This is a genomic window from Ornithinimicrobium flavum (assembly GCF_004526345.1).
Classification (GTDB): Bacteria; Actinomycetota; Actinomycetes; order Actinomycetales; family Dermatophilaceae; genus Ornithinicoccus; species Ornithinicoccus flavus.
On record NZ_CP038213.1, the window covers coordinates 363,412 to 377,847 of the forward strand.

Below are 14,436 nucleotides of genomic sequence, written 5' to 3' on the forward strand. Positions count from 1 at the left end.
CCAGTAGGAGCATCTTCGCCGCAGAGCGCGCATCACCGCGCGTATCGCCCCGGACGTTGCCTTAGGATCGCGCCATGGCTGCGGTAATCGAGGTCGTGACCGACATCGCCGCCGTACCCGTCGTCGTCTTTGACCTAGAGCTCGACGTGGACATTCACGCGGCATCCCTGCCGGGCAGCAGGGAAAGCGCCAGCACCAGCAGTGGCCGACGCACTCTGCAGCTCGGCGACGAAGTCACCTTCCACGCCCGCCACTTCGGCGTGCCGTGGCGCATGAGCAGCCGCATCACCTCCTACGACCGCCCACACCGCTTCGTCGATGAGCAGATCCGCGGCCCCTTCAGGACCCTGCACCACGAGCACCTATTCACAGCCCTCGGCACCGACGGCACCCGCATGACCGACCGCATGTACATCAGCGCACCGGGCGTACCGCTGGGTGCAGCGCTGACGCACCTGCTGCTAGCCCCCTACCTGGACCGCCTGCTGCGACAACGTGCGGCCCACATCAAGCACACCGCAGAGACCACCGGTCAGCACGACTAGACGGGTCGGGGCGCACTCTCATGGCTCCCTTCTGTGTCAAGCGGGGTCTTGAGAGGGGTTCTATCCTTGGCGGTGGCGGGTCCGGGAAGTGACTGATCCGAAGTGTCGGTGTGGGGCTGTGAGCCGGCCGCGCTGGATGACAGTGACGCGCCCCGGTGTCCTCCCGGGCCCGTCCCCGAAGCGGTGATGATGTCGTTGAGCATGGTCCGGTAGACGATGTCGGACAGGCGCCGTTTCAGGCAGCGCATCGCCGCGTTGGGCGTCTTGCCGGCGTTGACCTTCCGGTCGTAGTACGCCCGCCCCTGGGTCGTCCTGGTGCGCAGCTGAACCGTGGCCATGATGTGCAGCACCTGATTGATGTGCCGGTTCCCACCGCGGGACAGTCGCTGGCGCACGTTGTCGCCGGAGGAGGCGTCCACCGGCGCGGTCCCGGTCCAGGACGCGAAGTGGGCCTTGGTGGGGAACCGGGTGATGTCACCGATCTCGACCAGCAGCCGAGCAGCACCGGAGGGACCGATGCCGTGCAGCCCGAGCAGGCTGGTGCCGGTCGCGGCCACGAGCTCGCTGAGCTCCTTGTTGGCTTCCTTCTTACGGCGATAGGTCTTCTCCAGATCGGCCACCATCTCCAGCGCCACCCGCTTGCGGGTCTTGCCCACGACGTCACGCGGTCGGACGCCGGTCAGGATCTTGCGGGCCTGGGCCGCGGACAGGTTCTTCTTGGCCCCACCAGGCACGATCTCCAGCAGCAGCGCGTGCAGCTGGCACACCACCCGGGTGTGGTCCTCACCGATCCGGCGGCGCCGGTCGACCAGCAGGCGCAGCACCTCCAGCTGCTCGTCGTGGACGACGCTGCGCAGCCCGGCCATCCGCACCCCGACCAGGGCGATGGAGTGGGCGTCGGTGTCATCGGTCTTGCGGCCCTGCCCGGTGGCGAAGATCCGCATCCGCGCGGACAGCTTCGCCGGCACGTCCACCACCTGCTCGGCCAGCGGCAGCAACCGGGCCACGACGTGCCGCCCGATCCCCTCGCAACCCTCGATCGCCCACGTCCGCTGAGGCCAACGCCGGGCGTACTCCAGCATCGCGATGAACCCCGCCTCATCCGTGGTGAACCGGCCATGGCCGACGACCTGCTCGGTCGGGGTCATCACCTCGATCGTCACCGTGCGCTTGTGCGGGTCCATCCCGATCACGACCGGACCCGGTTCCTGCTCGCCCATGAGCTGTTCCTTCCTGACGACCTCGACATGTTGGGTCGGTCAGGAGGGCACCGCTACTACCAGCAGAGCATTCCCTTCTTCAGCCTCTCCCGACCATGCGGTGGCCGGGGCAGCGCAAGCCAAAAGAGAGTCACACCACCAGGATGGACAGCCGCGAACGAGCGACCACCCCGACCACCTGGACCGAGCCTGGCCGGGCACCGATCCTGAGGTCAATAGAACTAGTAGCCGCGCCGCGGGCGTTGCGAGCCGACCTGACCTCCACGAAATCACCCGGGCTGTGGGCGGCGCCGGAAAAGGTCGTTGAACCTGAAGGCGGGTCGTTCTTCGCCTGGGCTGGCCCATTTCTCCAGCTCGGGCAGGGGCTGGTGGTAGAAGGTGTGGCTGATCCACGTCTCGAGGACATCGTCTCGGCTGGCGGGGCGGTCTTGTCGTGGTCTGAGGCACCGCAGCTGTTCACGGATGGGCAACATCCACCTGACGGGGTCCGCATCGCGGAGTAGGTGACCCTCCTCGATCAACCACTGCTCGACCCATTCAGGGTGGGGCTTGATCCCGAGGTCGGCGACGGCCAATGCCATAAGGCGGCTGGTCTCGGTGCTGCTCAGCGAGCGTGGTGCTCGGGATGTCTCGAGCCCTTCTCGTGAGGGTTCGGGGCCGGGCAGTCAAGGTGGCTGCCACTGCAGTGGGCCGGTGTCGGGGCAGCCGGCCAGCTCGTGCACCCACACGGCGGTGGACCGGACGAGCTGGAGGGTCGCGGCGTCGGCTTCGGCTGGTGCCCGGACCGTGTGGAGGTAGGGGTGCAGGGTGAGGCTGCCGCCGGTATAGGTCTGCCACGTCAGCGCTGCCACGGTCAGGGGGTCCAGGCTGAAGGGGAGGTCGTGAGCCTGATCTGCCCGGGCCAGTTCCACGGCTTGCAGGAGGCGGCCTCGGTCGGCGGCGGCCCATCTCCTGCGGGAGTAGTCGATCGGTGGAGGATCGCGCTCCAGGGTGGTCGCCAGGTCCTCCAGGGCCTGCCGGAACGCATCCCATTCCCCGTTCCGGCGTAGCCGGGTGATCAGGGCGGTGGGCACGGGGGCAAGGCGGGCGGGCAGGCCCAGGTCCAGGGCGATCAGGGACCAGGGGCGGGTGCTGCCGACCTTGGCCAGCAGCATCGACGTGGCCGCGCGGGCGGGCAGGTCATCGTCGCTGATCCACGGGGTGAGGGCGCCGGGCCAGATGAGCTGCGGGACCTGGTTGAGGGCGACCTGTCCCGGCAGCGCGGTGAAGTAGAACTTTGCAGGGATGCCGTCGAAGTGTTGTGGGTAGCGCGGCATGGACGACGCGGTGCGGAACGTCAGCTGCGCTGTGGGGGACAGGTGGGCCTCCAGGGAGCGCAGGCGGATGGCGCCGAGCAGCCGGTTATGGCGACGTCGGCGCAGTTTGTGGCCGGTGATGATCGGAGTATGCGGCCCCTGGGGGTCGAGCAGCCCGCGGTCCTCGGCCATCGCGGCGGCCCGGTGCGCGTCGTCCTGGTCGAGCACGGCGAACGCAGTCCTGAGCGCGGCCAGCAATTTCCCAGGGGTGCGGGGGTCGGCGTTCAGCAGGCTCGTCAGCCCGACCCGCTCATCGACCAGTTCCAGGACGGCGTCGAAGTACTCCTCGACGGTGGTTTCGAAGCCGGCGGCGGTGACGGCGTCGACGGGGTAGCAGGCAGAACTGCGCGCGGCGGCCTGCAGGCGGATCATCAGTGCGATCTGCTCCGGCGTGGCCGGGGCGGCCTGCGGGGTGCGCAGGTCGGTCCCGCACCGCTGCCGGGTGGTGCGCGGCCGAGTCCCGGTGGCGGTGACCTGCGGGCAGACGCATGGCTCGGTGGTCACCGACATCCACGACGGGGTGGAGAAGGGCCGGTGGCGGCAGTCGGGACAGCGGTCAAGGAGGAACACCTCATGGGTGGTGCAGATCCCCGGCAGACGCGTCTGCCACGCACGCGGCCAGGCGCCGGTCTGCGCCAGGCAGGCCGGGCAGTACCCGAACGTCGGCGCCGGGACGCGGCCGGTGGCATACGAGGTCAGGTACCGGTCCAGCTCCTTCTCCAGCATCACCGCCCCGGAGGTGGGGGAGCGCATGCCCACGGAGAGCGGGGTGGGGCCGAGCTGGCTGGTGAGCAGGTCGGCGTGCGGCTCCACGGCTGCCTGGACCCGCCTGGTCGAGGACGACCTGCTCGGCACGCCCAGCGCTGACAGGGCCGCGTGGACGGACATCCCGTAGCGGTGGGCGACCCGCCAGATCCACGACAGGACGTGCTCGTCCTCCACTGGTGGCACGGCGATCGGCCACCGGGTGATGTCGTACCCACCGGGGACCTCCCGCAGCCCGGGCGGGGCAGCGCGTGGGCGGTCAGGCCGTGCCGGTGAGGTGCTGGGCTGCATTGTCGACCAGGGCCGTCTCGAGAATGTCCCCGGTGATGGTCTCGGCCCCGGTGGCGATGGCCAGGTGGGCGGCTCGGTCGATGAGGTTGGTCAGCGAGGCGATCCGGCCCTGGGTGCGTCGGTGCAGCTCCTTGGCGTGGGTCAGGAGCATGCCGGGCTGGGCGTCGGCGAGGATGAGGTGCTTCTCCAGGGTGGTCAGCAGGTCGCTCCAAGCGCGGGCGCCGGCGTCGCCCTCGATGCTGAAGGGGGCCACCGGGCACCTGGTCGCCCGGCGGCTCATCTGGGCGTAGACGGCCTGCTCACCCGCCAGGCCCTCGTCGAAGAAGCGTTTGGCAGCCAGGTTCACCCCGACGTACACGAACGTGACTGGCAGCGCGTTGGCCAGGCTCTTGAGGTGGTTGGAGACCTCGATGCCGTTGCTGTGCCGGAAGTCCACGAAGTGCAGATCGTCGATGATGATCAGCTTGGTCTGACAGGACATCACCACATCGACGGCGAACTCGGTCAGCTGGCTGCGGGTCGAGCGGGTCGGACGGCGTACCGGGCCATGGTTATCCTTCTGCGGGTGGCCGTAGAACTCCAGGATCTGCTGGTTGATGCCCTTGAGCGTCGCGCCCGCGTTCAGCGGGATGAACGCCACCGGCAACCGCTGTGAGCCATCGGCCGTGTACGGGCCGTAACGGCGGTACTCGCGGCGGTGAACCTGACGTGCGTACCTGGTCGCGATAGTGGTCTTGCCCAGGCCAGGCTCGGCATCGATCACCGCCGAGCCGCGCAGCTTGTCCCCATCGCGGCGGGCCGAGGCCATCACCTGGTCCAGGATCTCGAAAGCGCGGGTGAGCTGCTGGGTCTTGATCGTCGGCGGGTTCGCGTTCCATACCCGCCGCGCCTCGTCGTAGTCGGCCCGGGCGTCCTCATCCAGCGCTGCCATCTGTGCCCGGGACAGCACCTCGAACCTCGGGCGCGGAGCGGCGTTGACGAACGCGTCCCACCCGGCCTTGCGCGCCAGCTGGTACCCGACCGTGTCGTAGTCGGCCAACCACGCCGCCCACGCGTTCGTCATTCGTCGAACACCTCCAACCCGTCGGCGTCCGGAAACTGCTCGTAGTACCGGACGAAGACGTCGTCCACGTCGTCAACGACCTCCTGAGGTTGCCGTTTCGACCGCTCGGCCAGCAGGTCGATCACGCCCGGCAGCGACGCCACCTGCGCCGCCTCACCAGATGGGCTGCCTTCGGCCCCCGGCGTCGTGTGGGCACGGACGGAGGCGAGCCTGAGGGCAAGCGACTTGTCCCGCCGGGTGGTGACCTCCTGCTTCGACCACGCGCCCAGCAGGTCCTGGACCGCGGTCAGCGGGTCGACGTGCCGGCCGGTGCGCAGTGCGAGCTTCTTGGTGTACTCCGCGGCGTCCTTGGAGAACGGCTGGTCCAGCCCGGGCGCGTGCTCCCACTCCAGGGGCGAGAAGGCCTTGGTGTCGGGGTCTTGGAACCAGACGCGGCGCACGTCGTGGGCGTCGACGAAGATTGGCCACTTGCCCGCGTGGGCACCGCCGTAGGGCGACTTGCGGTTGCGGTGGGCGTTCAGCGCGGGCCCGTCGTAGCGGCGGCCGTCGACCTCGACGCCGTAGTGCTGGACCGTGCGCCAGGCCAGGTCCAGGAACAGGAACGGCAAGTCCGGGTGGGAGGGCACCATCAGCCCGCCGGTCTTGGCCAGCCCGACCTCGAACATCTCCGCCGGCGACATCGCCATGCCGGGGATCTCGGGCACGCACAGGCCCTCGTGCTTGGTGTGGTGGTAGACCTGCCCGACCCACTCGCGGATGATCTGCTCGAGCTCGGCCACGTACAAGAACGCCTGGTCCTCGATGTCGGCGCCGCGGTGGAACACATCGGGTCCCTTGTAGGCCGGCAGGTGCTGCAGCAGCCCCTGGTTCAGGGTGCGGAAGAACCGCTCGACCGTCGGCTTGTCCGTCGGCTTGTACGGGATCGCCGGCTGCACCGTGATGCCCAACCGGGCACAGGCGGCGATCACATGATCGGAGAGGTAGGTCTTGCCGTGATCGACCACGATCGCCTCCGGCAGGACCGCCGGCAGCCCGGCCACCCGCTCCTGGGACACCCCGTCCGGTTCCTCGGTCCCGACCAGCAGATTGGCCGGGACGCCGTGGAAAGGCCACCACCCGTCATCGGCCCCCGTCGGTTGCGGCGTCACGCACTGGTACAGCACGTTCGCCACGTCCGCCGACTTCGTCGACACCGGCGACAGCCGCAGACCCAGCAGGCACCGGGTGAACAAATCCTGGGCGATCGTCAGCTCCACCGGCACCCACCGCAACGTCACCGGCTCCATCGCGAAGACGTCCAACGGGGTCGTGTCCAGCACTACGTATTCACCCGGACGGGTCGCCCGCAACCGCCCGTACGGTCCACCGGGACGGTTCGCCACCGACCGGCGAGCCTTCCCGGACCCGAACGCGTGCCGCCCCTTCGACAGCTCACCCAGGCGCCGGTAGGCCGTGGTCCGCGGCGGGCAGACGACCACTCCCGGACCATGCTCCTCCTCGACCCGTCGCTGGACGCGGTCGATCACGACGTTCATCGTCGGGGTTGAGGAGGAGACGTAATCCCGCAGCACCGCCAAGCAGGCGGCGTCCCAGCGAGGATCAACCGTGGTAGATCGTTGTTGCAGGACGCGGCTGTTCACCAGCCCGGCAGGCCCCGCCGCGCGGTATCCCTGCAACCATCGCTCCAGAGTGCGCACCGACGTGCCTTCGGCCTGCGCGACTTCGGGGAATCGCTCCTGCATCGGTCGCCCGTCGTCAGACAGCAGCGTCAGCACCACCTGGACCCGGTGTTCCACCTTGGCTCGTTGCGCCGGCGTCAGTGCAGCCAGGACGACGTTGACCGGTTCGGCCTGGGGTTCGCCGGCCTGGGGTTCGCCGACCACCTGCGCTGCCGAAACCATGGCACCGAGGGCCACGGCGCGGAATCGCGTGCCGCGCTTGATCGTGGCCTGCTTCGGCCCCATTTCCTCGATCAGCCAGATGTCGCCTTCGAACCAGATGTGTGCCCCGGGCCTCAGTTCGACCACAGTCATCAGTTGCTCCCCGCTTCCATCAACGCAGCAGCGGACAGTGGAGTGGAGAGGTCCACGCTGCGTCGGCCCGACCACGTCTGGCCGAGTTTCGTCATCGTTGTCCCTGCTCCGGTCATGCGCAGCTCCGGCAGCGCCCAGCGTCGAGCGACGGCCAGGGCACGGATGTTGGCCAGCACAACGGGATCACCACCGGTCCACACCTCAAACTTCCAGTCTCGGGCACGGCAGAGTCGAGAGGTCCAGTCGAAGACAGCCGCCACCTCGGGCAGGTCGGCGAACACGGCCGGCTTGACGTCGACGAGGCAGATCCCACCGTCCCGCGTAGTGAGCAGCAGGTCAGGTGCATGACGCCGCACCTTGTCGCCGTCACGGCCCGCGAACCACAACGGTTGTGCCGCGACCCAGGTGACATCCGGGTCGAAGTCCGCCAGCCACAGGCGATCCAGCTCCAGCCGACTCTCGTAAGGGACATGGCCACGGGTCGTGGCGGACCAGAACAACCCCGAGTAGTGACGCTGCCCGGCACGAGACAAGGTGCGTCGCACCGGCAGCGCGCGAGCCAATCTCGCGGGGTCGACCTTCCGGAGCGCCGTCACGACTTCCTGGCCGTCGGCATCGACATACCGGACCTCGGTGCTCAGCAGCTGCTCCGCTGTCACGAGACTCAGCGTGACACTCCGCCACTTAACTGGGACGACCGACACGCGTCCGCCAGTTAAGTGGGACTCCGACATCTCAGATGGGATCCGACACTGGGCAACGCTGCCAAGCTGGAAGCGAGCGGGGAACAAACGGCGTGAGCGCAAGGTTGAGCCTGGTGAACTCAACTTGCATGAGCGCTGGTTTGACAATGACTGGCGCACTCCGCAGAGTTGAGTGCAGCCGTGTCAACCGCGTCGCCGCCCGCCCGGGTGAGGCGCACCTCATACCGAAGGAGAAAACCCGCATGGGACGTGCAGTCGGCATCGACCTCGGCACCACCAACTCGGCGGTCGCCGTCCTCACCGGCGGCGAGCCGGAGATCATCGCGAACGCCGAGGGCGGTCGCACCACCCCGTCCGTCGTCAGCTTCGCCAAGAACGGCGAGGTGCTCGTCGGTGAGGTCGCCAAGCGGCAGGCCGTCACCAACGTCGACCGGACCATCCGCTCCGTCAAGCGCCACATGGGCACCGACTGGAGCACCACGATCGACGACAAGAAGTACACCCCCAGGAGATCAGCGCCCGCACGCTGATGAAGCTCAAGCGCGACGCCGAGTCCTACCTGGGTGAGCCCGTCACCGACGCGGTCATCACCGTGCCGGCCTACTTCGACGACGCCGAGCGTCAGGCGACCAAGGACGCCGGTGAGATCGCCGGCCTCAATGTCCTGCGCATCGTGAACGAGCCCACCGCCGCGGCGCTCGCCTACGGTCTGGACAAGGGCAAGGAGGACGAGCTCATCCTCGTCTTCGACCTCGGTGGAGGCACCTTCGACGTCTCCCTGCTCGAGGTCGGCAAGGACGCCGAGGACGGCTTCGCGACCATCCAGGTCCGCGCCACCCACGGTGACAACAAGCTCGGTGGTGACGACTGGGACCAGCGCATCATCGACCACCTGGTCACCACGGTGAAGAACCAGTCGGGCGTCGACCTGGCCAAGGACAAGATCGCCCTGCAGCGACTCAAGGACGCCGCCGAGCAGGCCAAGAAGGAGCTCTCGTCCTCGAGCAGCACCAACATCAACCTGCAGTACCTGTCGATGGGTGAGAACGGCCCGATCCACCTGGACGAGACCCTCTCCCGCGCGCAGTTCGAGCAGATGACCTCCGACCTGCTGGACCGGACCAAGGCGCCGTTCGACCAGGTCATCAAGGACGCCGGCATCTCCGTGTCCGAGATCGACCACGTCGTCCTCGTCGGCGGCTCCACCCGCATGCCGGCCGTCGTCGAGCTCATCAAGAAGATGACCGGCGGCAAGGAGCCCAACAAGGGCGTCAACCCGGACGAGGTCGTCGCCGTCGGCGCCGCCCTGCAGGCCGGTGTCCTCAAGGGTGACCGCAAGGACGTCCTGCTCATCGACGTCACCCCGCTGAGCCTGGGCATCGAGACCCAGGGCGGCATCATGACCACCCTCATCGAGCGCAACACGGCGATCCCGACCAAGCGCTCGGAGGTCTTCACCACGGCCAGCGACAACCAGCCGTCGGTGGGCATCCAGGTCTACCAGGGTGAGCGTCAGATCGCCGCGCACAACAAGCTGCTGGGCAACTTCGAGCTCACCGGCATCGCCCCGGCCCCCCGTGGCGTGCCGCAGATCGAGGTCACCTTCGACATCGACGCCAACGGCATCGTGCACGTCTCCGCCAAGGACCGTGGCACGGGCAAGGAGCAGTCGATGACGATCTCCGGCGGCTCGGCGCTGCCGAAGGACGAGATCGAGCGGATGATCAAGGACGCCGAGGCGCACGCCGAGGAGGACAAGGCGCGCAAGGAGGAGACCGAGCTCCGCAACACCGCCGAGCAGCTGGTCTACTCGACCGAGAAGTTCCTCGCCGACTCCGGTGACAAGGTCCCGGCCGACGCGCGGGGCCCGGTCGACACCGCGCTGACCGACCTCAAGGACGCGCTGAAGGCCGACAGCGGCGCGTCGCTGGACGACATCAAGGCCAAGATGGAGACCCTCTCCACCGAGTCCCAGAAGATGGGGTCGGCCCTGTATGCCGCGCAGCAGGCCGAGGGTGCGGGCGCCGGCGCCGGCTTCCAGGACGCGACCGGGGCGGCCGACGTCGACCCGAACGCGGCCGGGGGCGGCTCCGACCAGGACGGTGACGTGGTCGATGCCGAGGTCGTCGACGACGAGGACACCAAGTGACCGACGCCGACCGGACCGCGACCGGTGGCCCCTCCGAGGAGGAGGCCACCGGCCGCGGACCGGTGATCCGCGACAAGCGGCGCATCGACCCCGAGACCGGTCAGCCGCGGCAGCGGGAGCAGCCGCCCTCGGCCGGGGCCGAAGGTGCCCCGGCTGAGGCTGCCGTCAACACGTCCGTCGAGAGCGACGGGGGCCAGGTGCCCGGGGGCGGGAGCGGTGACGGCGACAGTCACCCCGACACGCTCCTGGCCGCCGAGCGGCTCGAGGAGATGCGCCGGATGCAGGCCGAGTTCGTCAACTTCCGCAACCGCACCCAGCGGGAGCGGGAGACCGACCGGACCCGAGCCACCGGTGCCGTCGTTGAAGCCATGCTGCCGCTGCTGGACGACATCCACTCCGCGCGCGAGCACGGAGAGCTCGAGGAGGGCACTCCCCTGGCGGCGATGGCCGAGAAGCTGGAGCAGATCCTCGCCCGCTTCGGCGTCGAGCGCACGGGCAACGTCGGCGACGTCTTCGACCCGAACGTCCACGAGGCGCTCATGCACCTGCCGGCCGACAGCCCGGGTGTCGAGCTCCCCGAGGGCGCCACGGAGATGACGGTCGTGCAGGTCGTGCAGCCGGGCTTCACCGTGGCCGGCCAGGTCGTCCGCGCCGCCCGAGTGGCGGTCGCCGACCCGAGCTGAGCGGCATACCCTCCCACCGGGCGCGTGGCGCGGCGGATTCGCAGCCACCCACGCCGCGCGCCCCGGTGGGGGACAATCAACCTTCAAGGAGGTGAGCACGCAATGGTCAACCAGGACTGGTTCGAGAAGGACTTCTACGCGATCCTCGGCGTCAGCAAGGACGTGGACGCCAAGGAGCTGAAGAAGGTCTACCGCAAGCTGGCGCGCCAGCACCACCCGGACTCCAACCCGGGTGACAAGGCGGCCGAGCAGCGGTTCAAGGATGTCGGCGAGGCCTACGCGGTGCTCTCCGACCCCGAGCAGCGCAAGCAGTATGACGCCGTCCGCGCCATGGGCGGCGGGGCCCGCTTCACCGCGGGGGCCGGTGGTGCCGGTGGCGCAGGCGGCTTCGAGGACGTCTTCGCCCAGATGTTCGGTGCCGGGGGCGGGGCGCAGAACGTGCGCTTCTCGACCGGGGGCCAGGGCGGCATCGATCTCGAGGACCTGCTCGGCGCGTTCGCCGGTGGGGGCGGTTTCCAGCCCGGCGGTGGGCAGGGCGGTTTCCCCGGTGGGGCGCAGGGCTTCCCCGGCGGCGGTCGGCGGGCGCCGATGAAGGGCCAGGACGTGGAGGCCACCACCTCCATCGACTTCCGCGCCGCCGCGCACGGTGAGACCGTCACCCTGAGCAAGCCCGACGGCGGCACGATCACCACCCGGATCCCGGCCGGTGTGAAGGACGGCCAGAAGATCCGGCTCCGGGGCAAGGGGATGCCCGCGCCCGTCCAGGGTGGTGAACACGGGGACATGTACCTCACGGTGACGGTCCGTCCGCACCCCGTCTTCGGCCGGGACGGCAACCACCTCACCGTGGACCTGCCGGTCACCTTCGCCGAGGCGGCGCTCGGTGCCACCGTCCAGGTCCCGACCCTCGACGGGTCCACCGTGCGCGTCAAGGTCGCGCCAGGCACGCCCTCCGGGCGGGTCCTGCGTGTCAAGGGCCGGGGCATCCAGGGCAAGAGCGGCGCCGGGGACCTGCTGGCCAAGGTGCAGGTCGTCGTGCCGCAGCGGCTCAGCGACAAGGCCCGCGAGGCCGTCGAGGTGCTGCAGGCCGAGGCCGACGGGGTCGACCCGCGGGCCCACCTCCTGCAGCGAGCGAGGGCGTGATGAGCGATGGTCGACCGTGACACTCCCGTCTACGTGATCTCGGTCGCGGCCGAGCTCGCCGGGATGCACGCCCAGACCCTGAGGCAGTACGACCGCCTCGGCCTGGTCGTGCCCTCCCGCACCCGCGGCGGTGGCCGCCGCTACTCCGCGCGAGACATCGACCGCCTGCGCGAGGTGCAGCGGCTCTCCGCCGAGGGCGTGGGGCTGGCCGGGATCCGCCGCACGCTCGACCTGGAGAACGAGGTCGAGGAGCTGCGCTCGCGCGTGGCCCGGCTCACCGCCGAGAACCACGCGCTGCGTGAGGCCGTCGGCCGGCTGCCCCGGGTCTTTGCGGCCGGCCGCCACGGTGAGGTGGTGGCGCTGCGCGCCGGCACCCGCCCGCGGGCGACCTCGCCGGGCACCTCGCTGACGCTCTGGCGGCCGCAGGGCTGGCCCTTCGAGGACTGAGGCGACGCCGGCAGCGAGCAGCGGGCCTTGTGCACCTCATCGGCAGGTGCACAAGGGCCCTTCTGGTCCGGGCAGACCCACGGGTCAGCCGACCGGTCCGCTCACTTGACCTCCTTGCGGACCACCCGCCAGAAGCCGACCGTGAGGGGGAGCAGGATCCACAGGGCACCGGTGGTGCCCACCTGGGCCCACTGCTCGCCGGTGAGGGCCTGGCTGCCCAGGAGCGGAGCCTGGGCGGTGGCCAGGTCGAACCAGGCGGCGTGCTCCCGCAGCCACGCCGTGGTCATGAAGACCAGCGGGGACAGGGTGGGCACGAGCACGTAGGCGACGATGCCGAGGGGGACGCTCAGGAAGAGAGCGCCGAAGGCAACTCCGGTCAGGACGCCCAGGGCCTGGATCACCACGAGGTGTCCGAGCAGCGTCCAGCCGAGGGACAGGTCGATCTCACCGCCGACGGCCGCGCGGGAGGCGACATGGGCGAGGCCGGCGACGAGGATGGACAACGCCAGCACCGCCATACCGAGCAGGACGACGGCCACCGTCTTGGCGACCATGACCCGGACCCGCCGGGGCTCCTGGGTGAAGGTGATGAGTGCGGTGCGTTGGCTCCATTCGTTGGCCGCCGTCAGGATGCCCAGGACCGGGAGGAGGATGGCCTGGGGGATGTTGGCGGCGACCAGGAGGCTGAGCATCCCGCTCCCGGTGTCCCGGCCGAGCCAGAGGGGGACGGCCATCGCGACCACGGTGAGGGCGAGGATGGCAAGGAGCACCCAGCGCCCGCTCCGGGTGTCGACGAGCTTGCGCAGCTCGGTGCCGAGCAGGCGGCCGAAGGACGCGCCTCCGACCCTCTCGATCGCGGGGTGGGCTGCTCGGTCGGTGGAAGGGCTCGGGACTCGGACTCGATCTGTCGTGGTGGTCATGGGGGTCCTCCTGGACGTGAGTGGTCGGGTGGGCGGGGCTGGTGCCGACTCCGTCGACGGGTGGCCGACGGCCGCGGCTGACCTCAGGTGACTCATGCCGCCGCGCCCTCGGTGACGTCCTCACGGGCATCGTCGGCGGTGAGCTGGATGAACATGTCCTCCAGCGCGCCGCCGGGGCTGGTGCGCAGCTCGGTGACGAGCAGCTGCTCGGCGAGGGCCAGCCGCGCGACCTGCTCCGCGGTGGCGTTGGTGACCAGCTCGGCCGACCGTGGCGTGACCTCGAAGCCGGCCCGTCGCAGTGCCTGTCCCACCGTGGTCAGGTCCGGGGACCCGACGACGGTGCCGGTGCTGCGGAGCAGCTCCTCCTTGGTGCCCTGGGCGACGATCCGACCGCGGCCGATCAGCACCAGGTCTTGGGCGATCTGCTCGACCTCGTGCAGCAGGTGCGAGCTGAGGAGCACGGTGCCGCCGTCGGCGGCGTAGTCGCGCAGCAGTCCGCGCATCCAGCGGATACCGGCCGGGTCCAGCCCGTTGGCGGGCTCGTCGAGGATGAGGACCTGGGGGTCGCCGACCAGCGCACCTGCCAGGCCCAGGCGCTGCCGCATACCCAGGGAGTAGTTGCCGACGCGGCGGCCGGCCTCGCGTCGGCTCAGGCCGACCCGCTCGAGCGAGGCGTCCACCGCGGACCGCGGCATCCCCGCCATGGCCGCGGCCAGGGCCAGGGTCTCCCGACCGGTACGACCGGCGTGCTGGGCGGTGGCGTCGAGCATGACCCCGACATGGCGGGTCGGGGTGGGCAGGGAGCGGTAGGGGCGGCCGAGGACCCGGGCCGTCCCCGCGGTCGGGGAGGTCAGGCCGACCATCATCCGCATCGCGGTGGACTTGCCGGCCCCGTTGGGTCCGAGGAAGCCGGTGACCCGCCCGGGTCGGGCGGTGAAGGTGATGTCGTCGACGGCCGTGAAGGAGCCGTAGCGCTTGGTGAGGTTCTCGATCGTGATCATGGCCTCAGCCTCACGCCCACCGAGCCGGCCCTACATCGGCCGCCGGTCGGCACCGAGGGGGTCGATGGTCGGCGGCAGGGGCTGCGGACGGCATACCGAAGGAGGGGGTGCACGCGA

General features: G+C 69.8%; 11 protein-coding genes and 1 pseudogene. 5 read left to right on the forward strand and 7 right to left on the reverse strand.

The features are described from left to right. Positions 1-95 precede the first annotated feature (95 nt). Positions 96-545, forward strand: a complete 450-nt coding sequence (locus tag E3Z34_RS01710) for an SRPBCC family protein (RefSeq protein ID WP_238695296.1) — start codon at positions 96-98, stop codon at positions 543-545. Here E3Z34_RS01710 and E3Z34_RS01715 read toward each other — a convergent pair. The 5 genes from E3Z34_RS01715 to E3Z34_RS01735 form a co-directional block, all read right to left on the reverse strand. Beyond that, on the reverse strand, positions 542-1,765 hold the full coding sequence (locus E3Z34_RS01715; RefSeq protein WP_134772219.1) for an IS110 family RNA-guided transposase: 1,224 nt from the start codon (positions 1,763-1,765) through the stop codon (positions 542-544). The genes E3Z34_RS01710 and E3Z34_RS01715 overlap by 4 nt on opposite strands. 665 nt (positions 1,766-2,430) lie before the next feature. Continuing rightward, a complete protein-coding gene (locus E3Z34_RS01720; protein WP_134772220.1) occupies positions 2,431-4,176 on the reverse strand; it encodes a TniQ family protein in 1,746 nt (581 codons plus the stop codon). Continuing rightward, a complete protein-coding gene (locus E3Z34_RS01725) occupies positions 4,145-5,239 on the reverse strand; it encodes an AAA family ATPase (protein WP_134772221.1) in 1,095 nt (364 codons plus the stop codon). Before E3Z34_RS01725 ends, E3Z34_RS01720 begins: the two co-directional genes overlap by 32 nt. Beyond that, a complete protein-coding gene (locus tag E3Z34_RS01730; RefSeq protein ID WP_134772222.1) occupies positions 5,236-7,272 on the reverse strand; it encodes a Mu transposase C-terminal domain-containing protein in 2,037 nt (678 codons plus the stop codon). The genes E3Z34_RS01725 and E3Z34_RS01730 overlap by 4 nt, the downstream gene beginning before the upstream one ends. Beyond that, complete coding sequence (locus E3Z34_RS01735) at positions 7,272-7,931, reverse strand: TnsA-like heteromeric transposase endonuclease subunit (RefSeq protein ID WP_134772223.1); 660 nt, start codon at positions 7,929-7,931, stop codon at positions 7,272-7,274. Before E3Z34_RS01735 ends, E3Z34_RS01730 begins: the two co-directional genes overlap by 1 nt. A 287-nt stretch (positions 7,932-8,218) precedes the next feature. Between E3Z34_RS01735 and dnaK the strand changes: the two are divergent. The 4 genes and pseudogenes from dnaK (at position 8,219) to E3Z34_RS01755 (ending at position 12,398) form a co-directional block, all read left to right on the forward strand. After that, a pseudogene (gene dnaK, locus E3Z34_RS01740) lies at positions 8,219-10,125 on the forward strand (molecular chaperone DnaK). After that, positions 10,122-10,808 carry a nucleotide exchange factor GrpE gene (locus E3Z34_RS18450; protein ID WP_134772224.1) on the forward strand — a complete coding sequence of 229 codons (687 nt, stop codon included), beginning with the start codon at positions 10,122-10,124 and terminating at the stop codon, positions 10,806-10,808. Before dnaK ends, E3Z34_RS18450 begins: the two are co-directional and overlap by 4 nt. 102 nt (positions 10,809-10,910) lie before the next feature. After that, positions 10,911-11,951 carry a DnaJ C-terminal domain-containing protein gene (locus tag E3Z34_RS01750; RefSeq protein ID WP_134772225.1) on the forward strand — a complete coding sequence of 347 codons (1,041 nt, stop codon included), beginning with the start codon at positions 10,911-10,913 and terminating at the stop codon, positions 11,949-11,951. Positions 11,952-11,957: 6 nt separating this feature from the next. Then, the gene (locus E3Z34_RS01755; protein WP_134772226.1) at positions 11,958-12,398 is read left to right on the forward strand and encodes a heat shock protein transcriptional repressor HspR; all 441 of its coding nucleotides are present in this window, start codon (positions 11,958-11,960) and stop codon (positions 12,396-12,398) included. Positions 12,399-12,499: 101 nt separating this feature from the next. Here E3Z34_RS01755 and E3Z34_RS01760 read toward each other — a convergent pair whose 3' ends face one another. Continuing rightward, positions 12,500-13,318, reverse strand: coding sequence for an ABC transporter permease (locus tag E3Z34_RS01760; RefSeq protein WP_134772227.1), 819 nt, complete (start codon positions 13,316-13,318; stop codon positions 12,500-12,502). A gap of 92 nt (positions 13,319-13,410) precedes the next feature. Continuing rightward, the gene (locus E3Z34_RS01765) at positions 13,411-14,319 is read right to left on the reverse strand and encodes an ABC transporter ATP-binding protein (RefSeq protein WP_134772228.1); all 909 of its coding nucleotides are present in this window, start codon (positions 14,317-14,319) and stop codon (positions 13,411-13,413) included. Positions 14,320-14,436: the final 117 nt, after the last annotated feature.

Excerpts from the sequence above, each read along its gene's own strand:
- E3Z34_RS01715 (WP_134772219.1), bottom strand. The coding sequence starts at position 1,765 with ATGGGCGAGCAGGAACCGGGTCCGGTCGTGATCGGGATGGACCCGCAC.
- E3Z34_RS01720 (WP_134772220.1), bottom strand. The coding sequence starts at position 4,176 with ATGCAGCCCAGCACCTCACCGGCACGGCCTGACCGCCCACGCGCTGCC.
- E3Z34_RS01725 (WP_134772221.1), bottom strand. The coding sequence starts at position 5,239 with ATGACGAACGCGTGGGCGGCGTGGTTGGCCGACTACGACACGGTCGGG.
- E3Z34_RS01730 (WP_134772222.1), bottom strand. The coding sequence starts at position 7,272 with ATGACTGTGGTCGAACTGAGGCCCGGGGCACACATCTGGTTCGAAGGC.
- E3Z34_RS01750 (WP_134772225.1), top strand. The coding sequence starts at position 10,911 with ATGGTCAACCAGGACTGGTTCGAGAAGGACTTCTACGCGATCCTCGGC.
- E3Z34_RS01755 (WP_134772226.1), top strand. The coding sequence starts at position 11,958 with ATGGTCGACCGTGACACTCCCGTCTACGTGATCTCGGTCGCGGCCGAG.
- E3Z34_RS01760 (WP_134772227.1), bottom strand. The coding sequence starts at position 13,318 with ATGACCACCACGACAGATCGAGTCCGAGTCCCGAGCCCTTCCACCGAC.
- E3Z34_RS01765 (WP_134772228.1), bottom strand. The coding sequence starts at position 14,319 with ATGATCACGATCGAGAACCTCACCAAGCGCTACGGCTCCTTCACGGCC.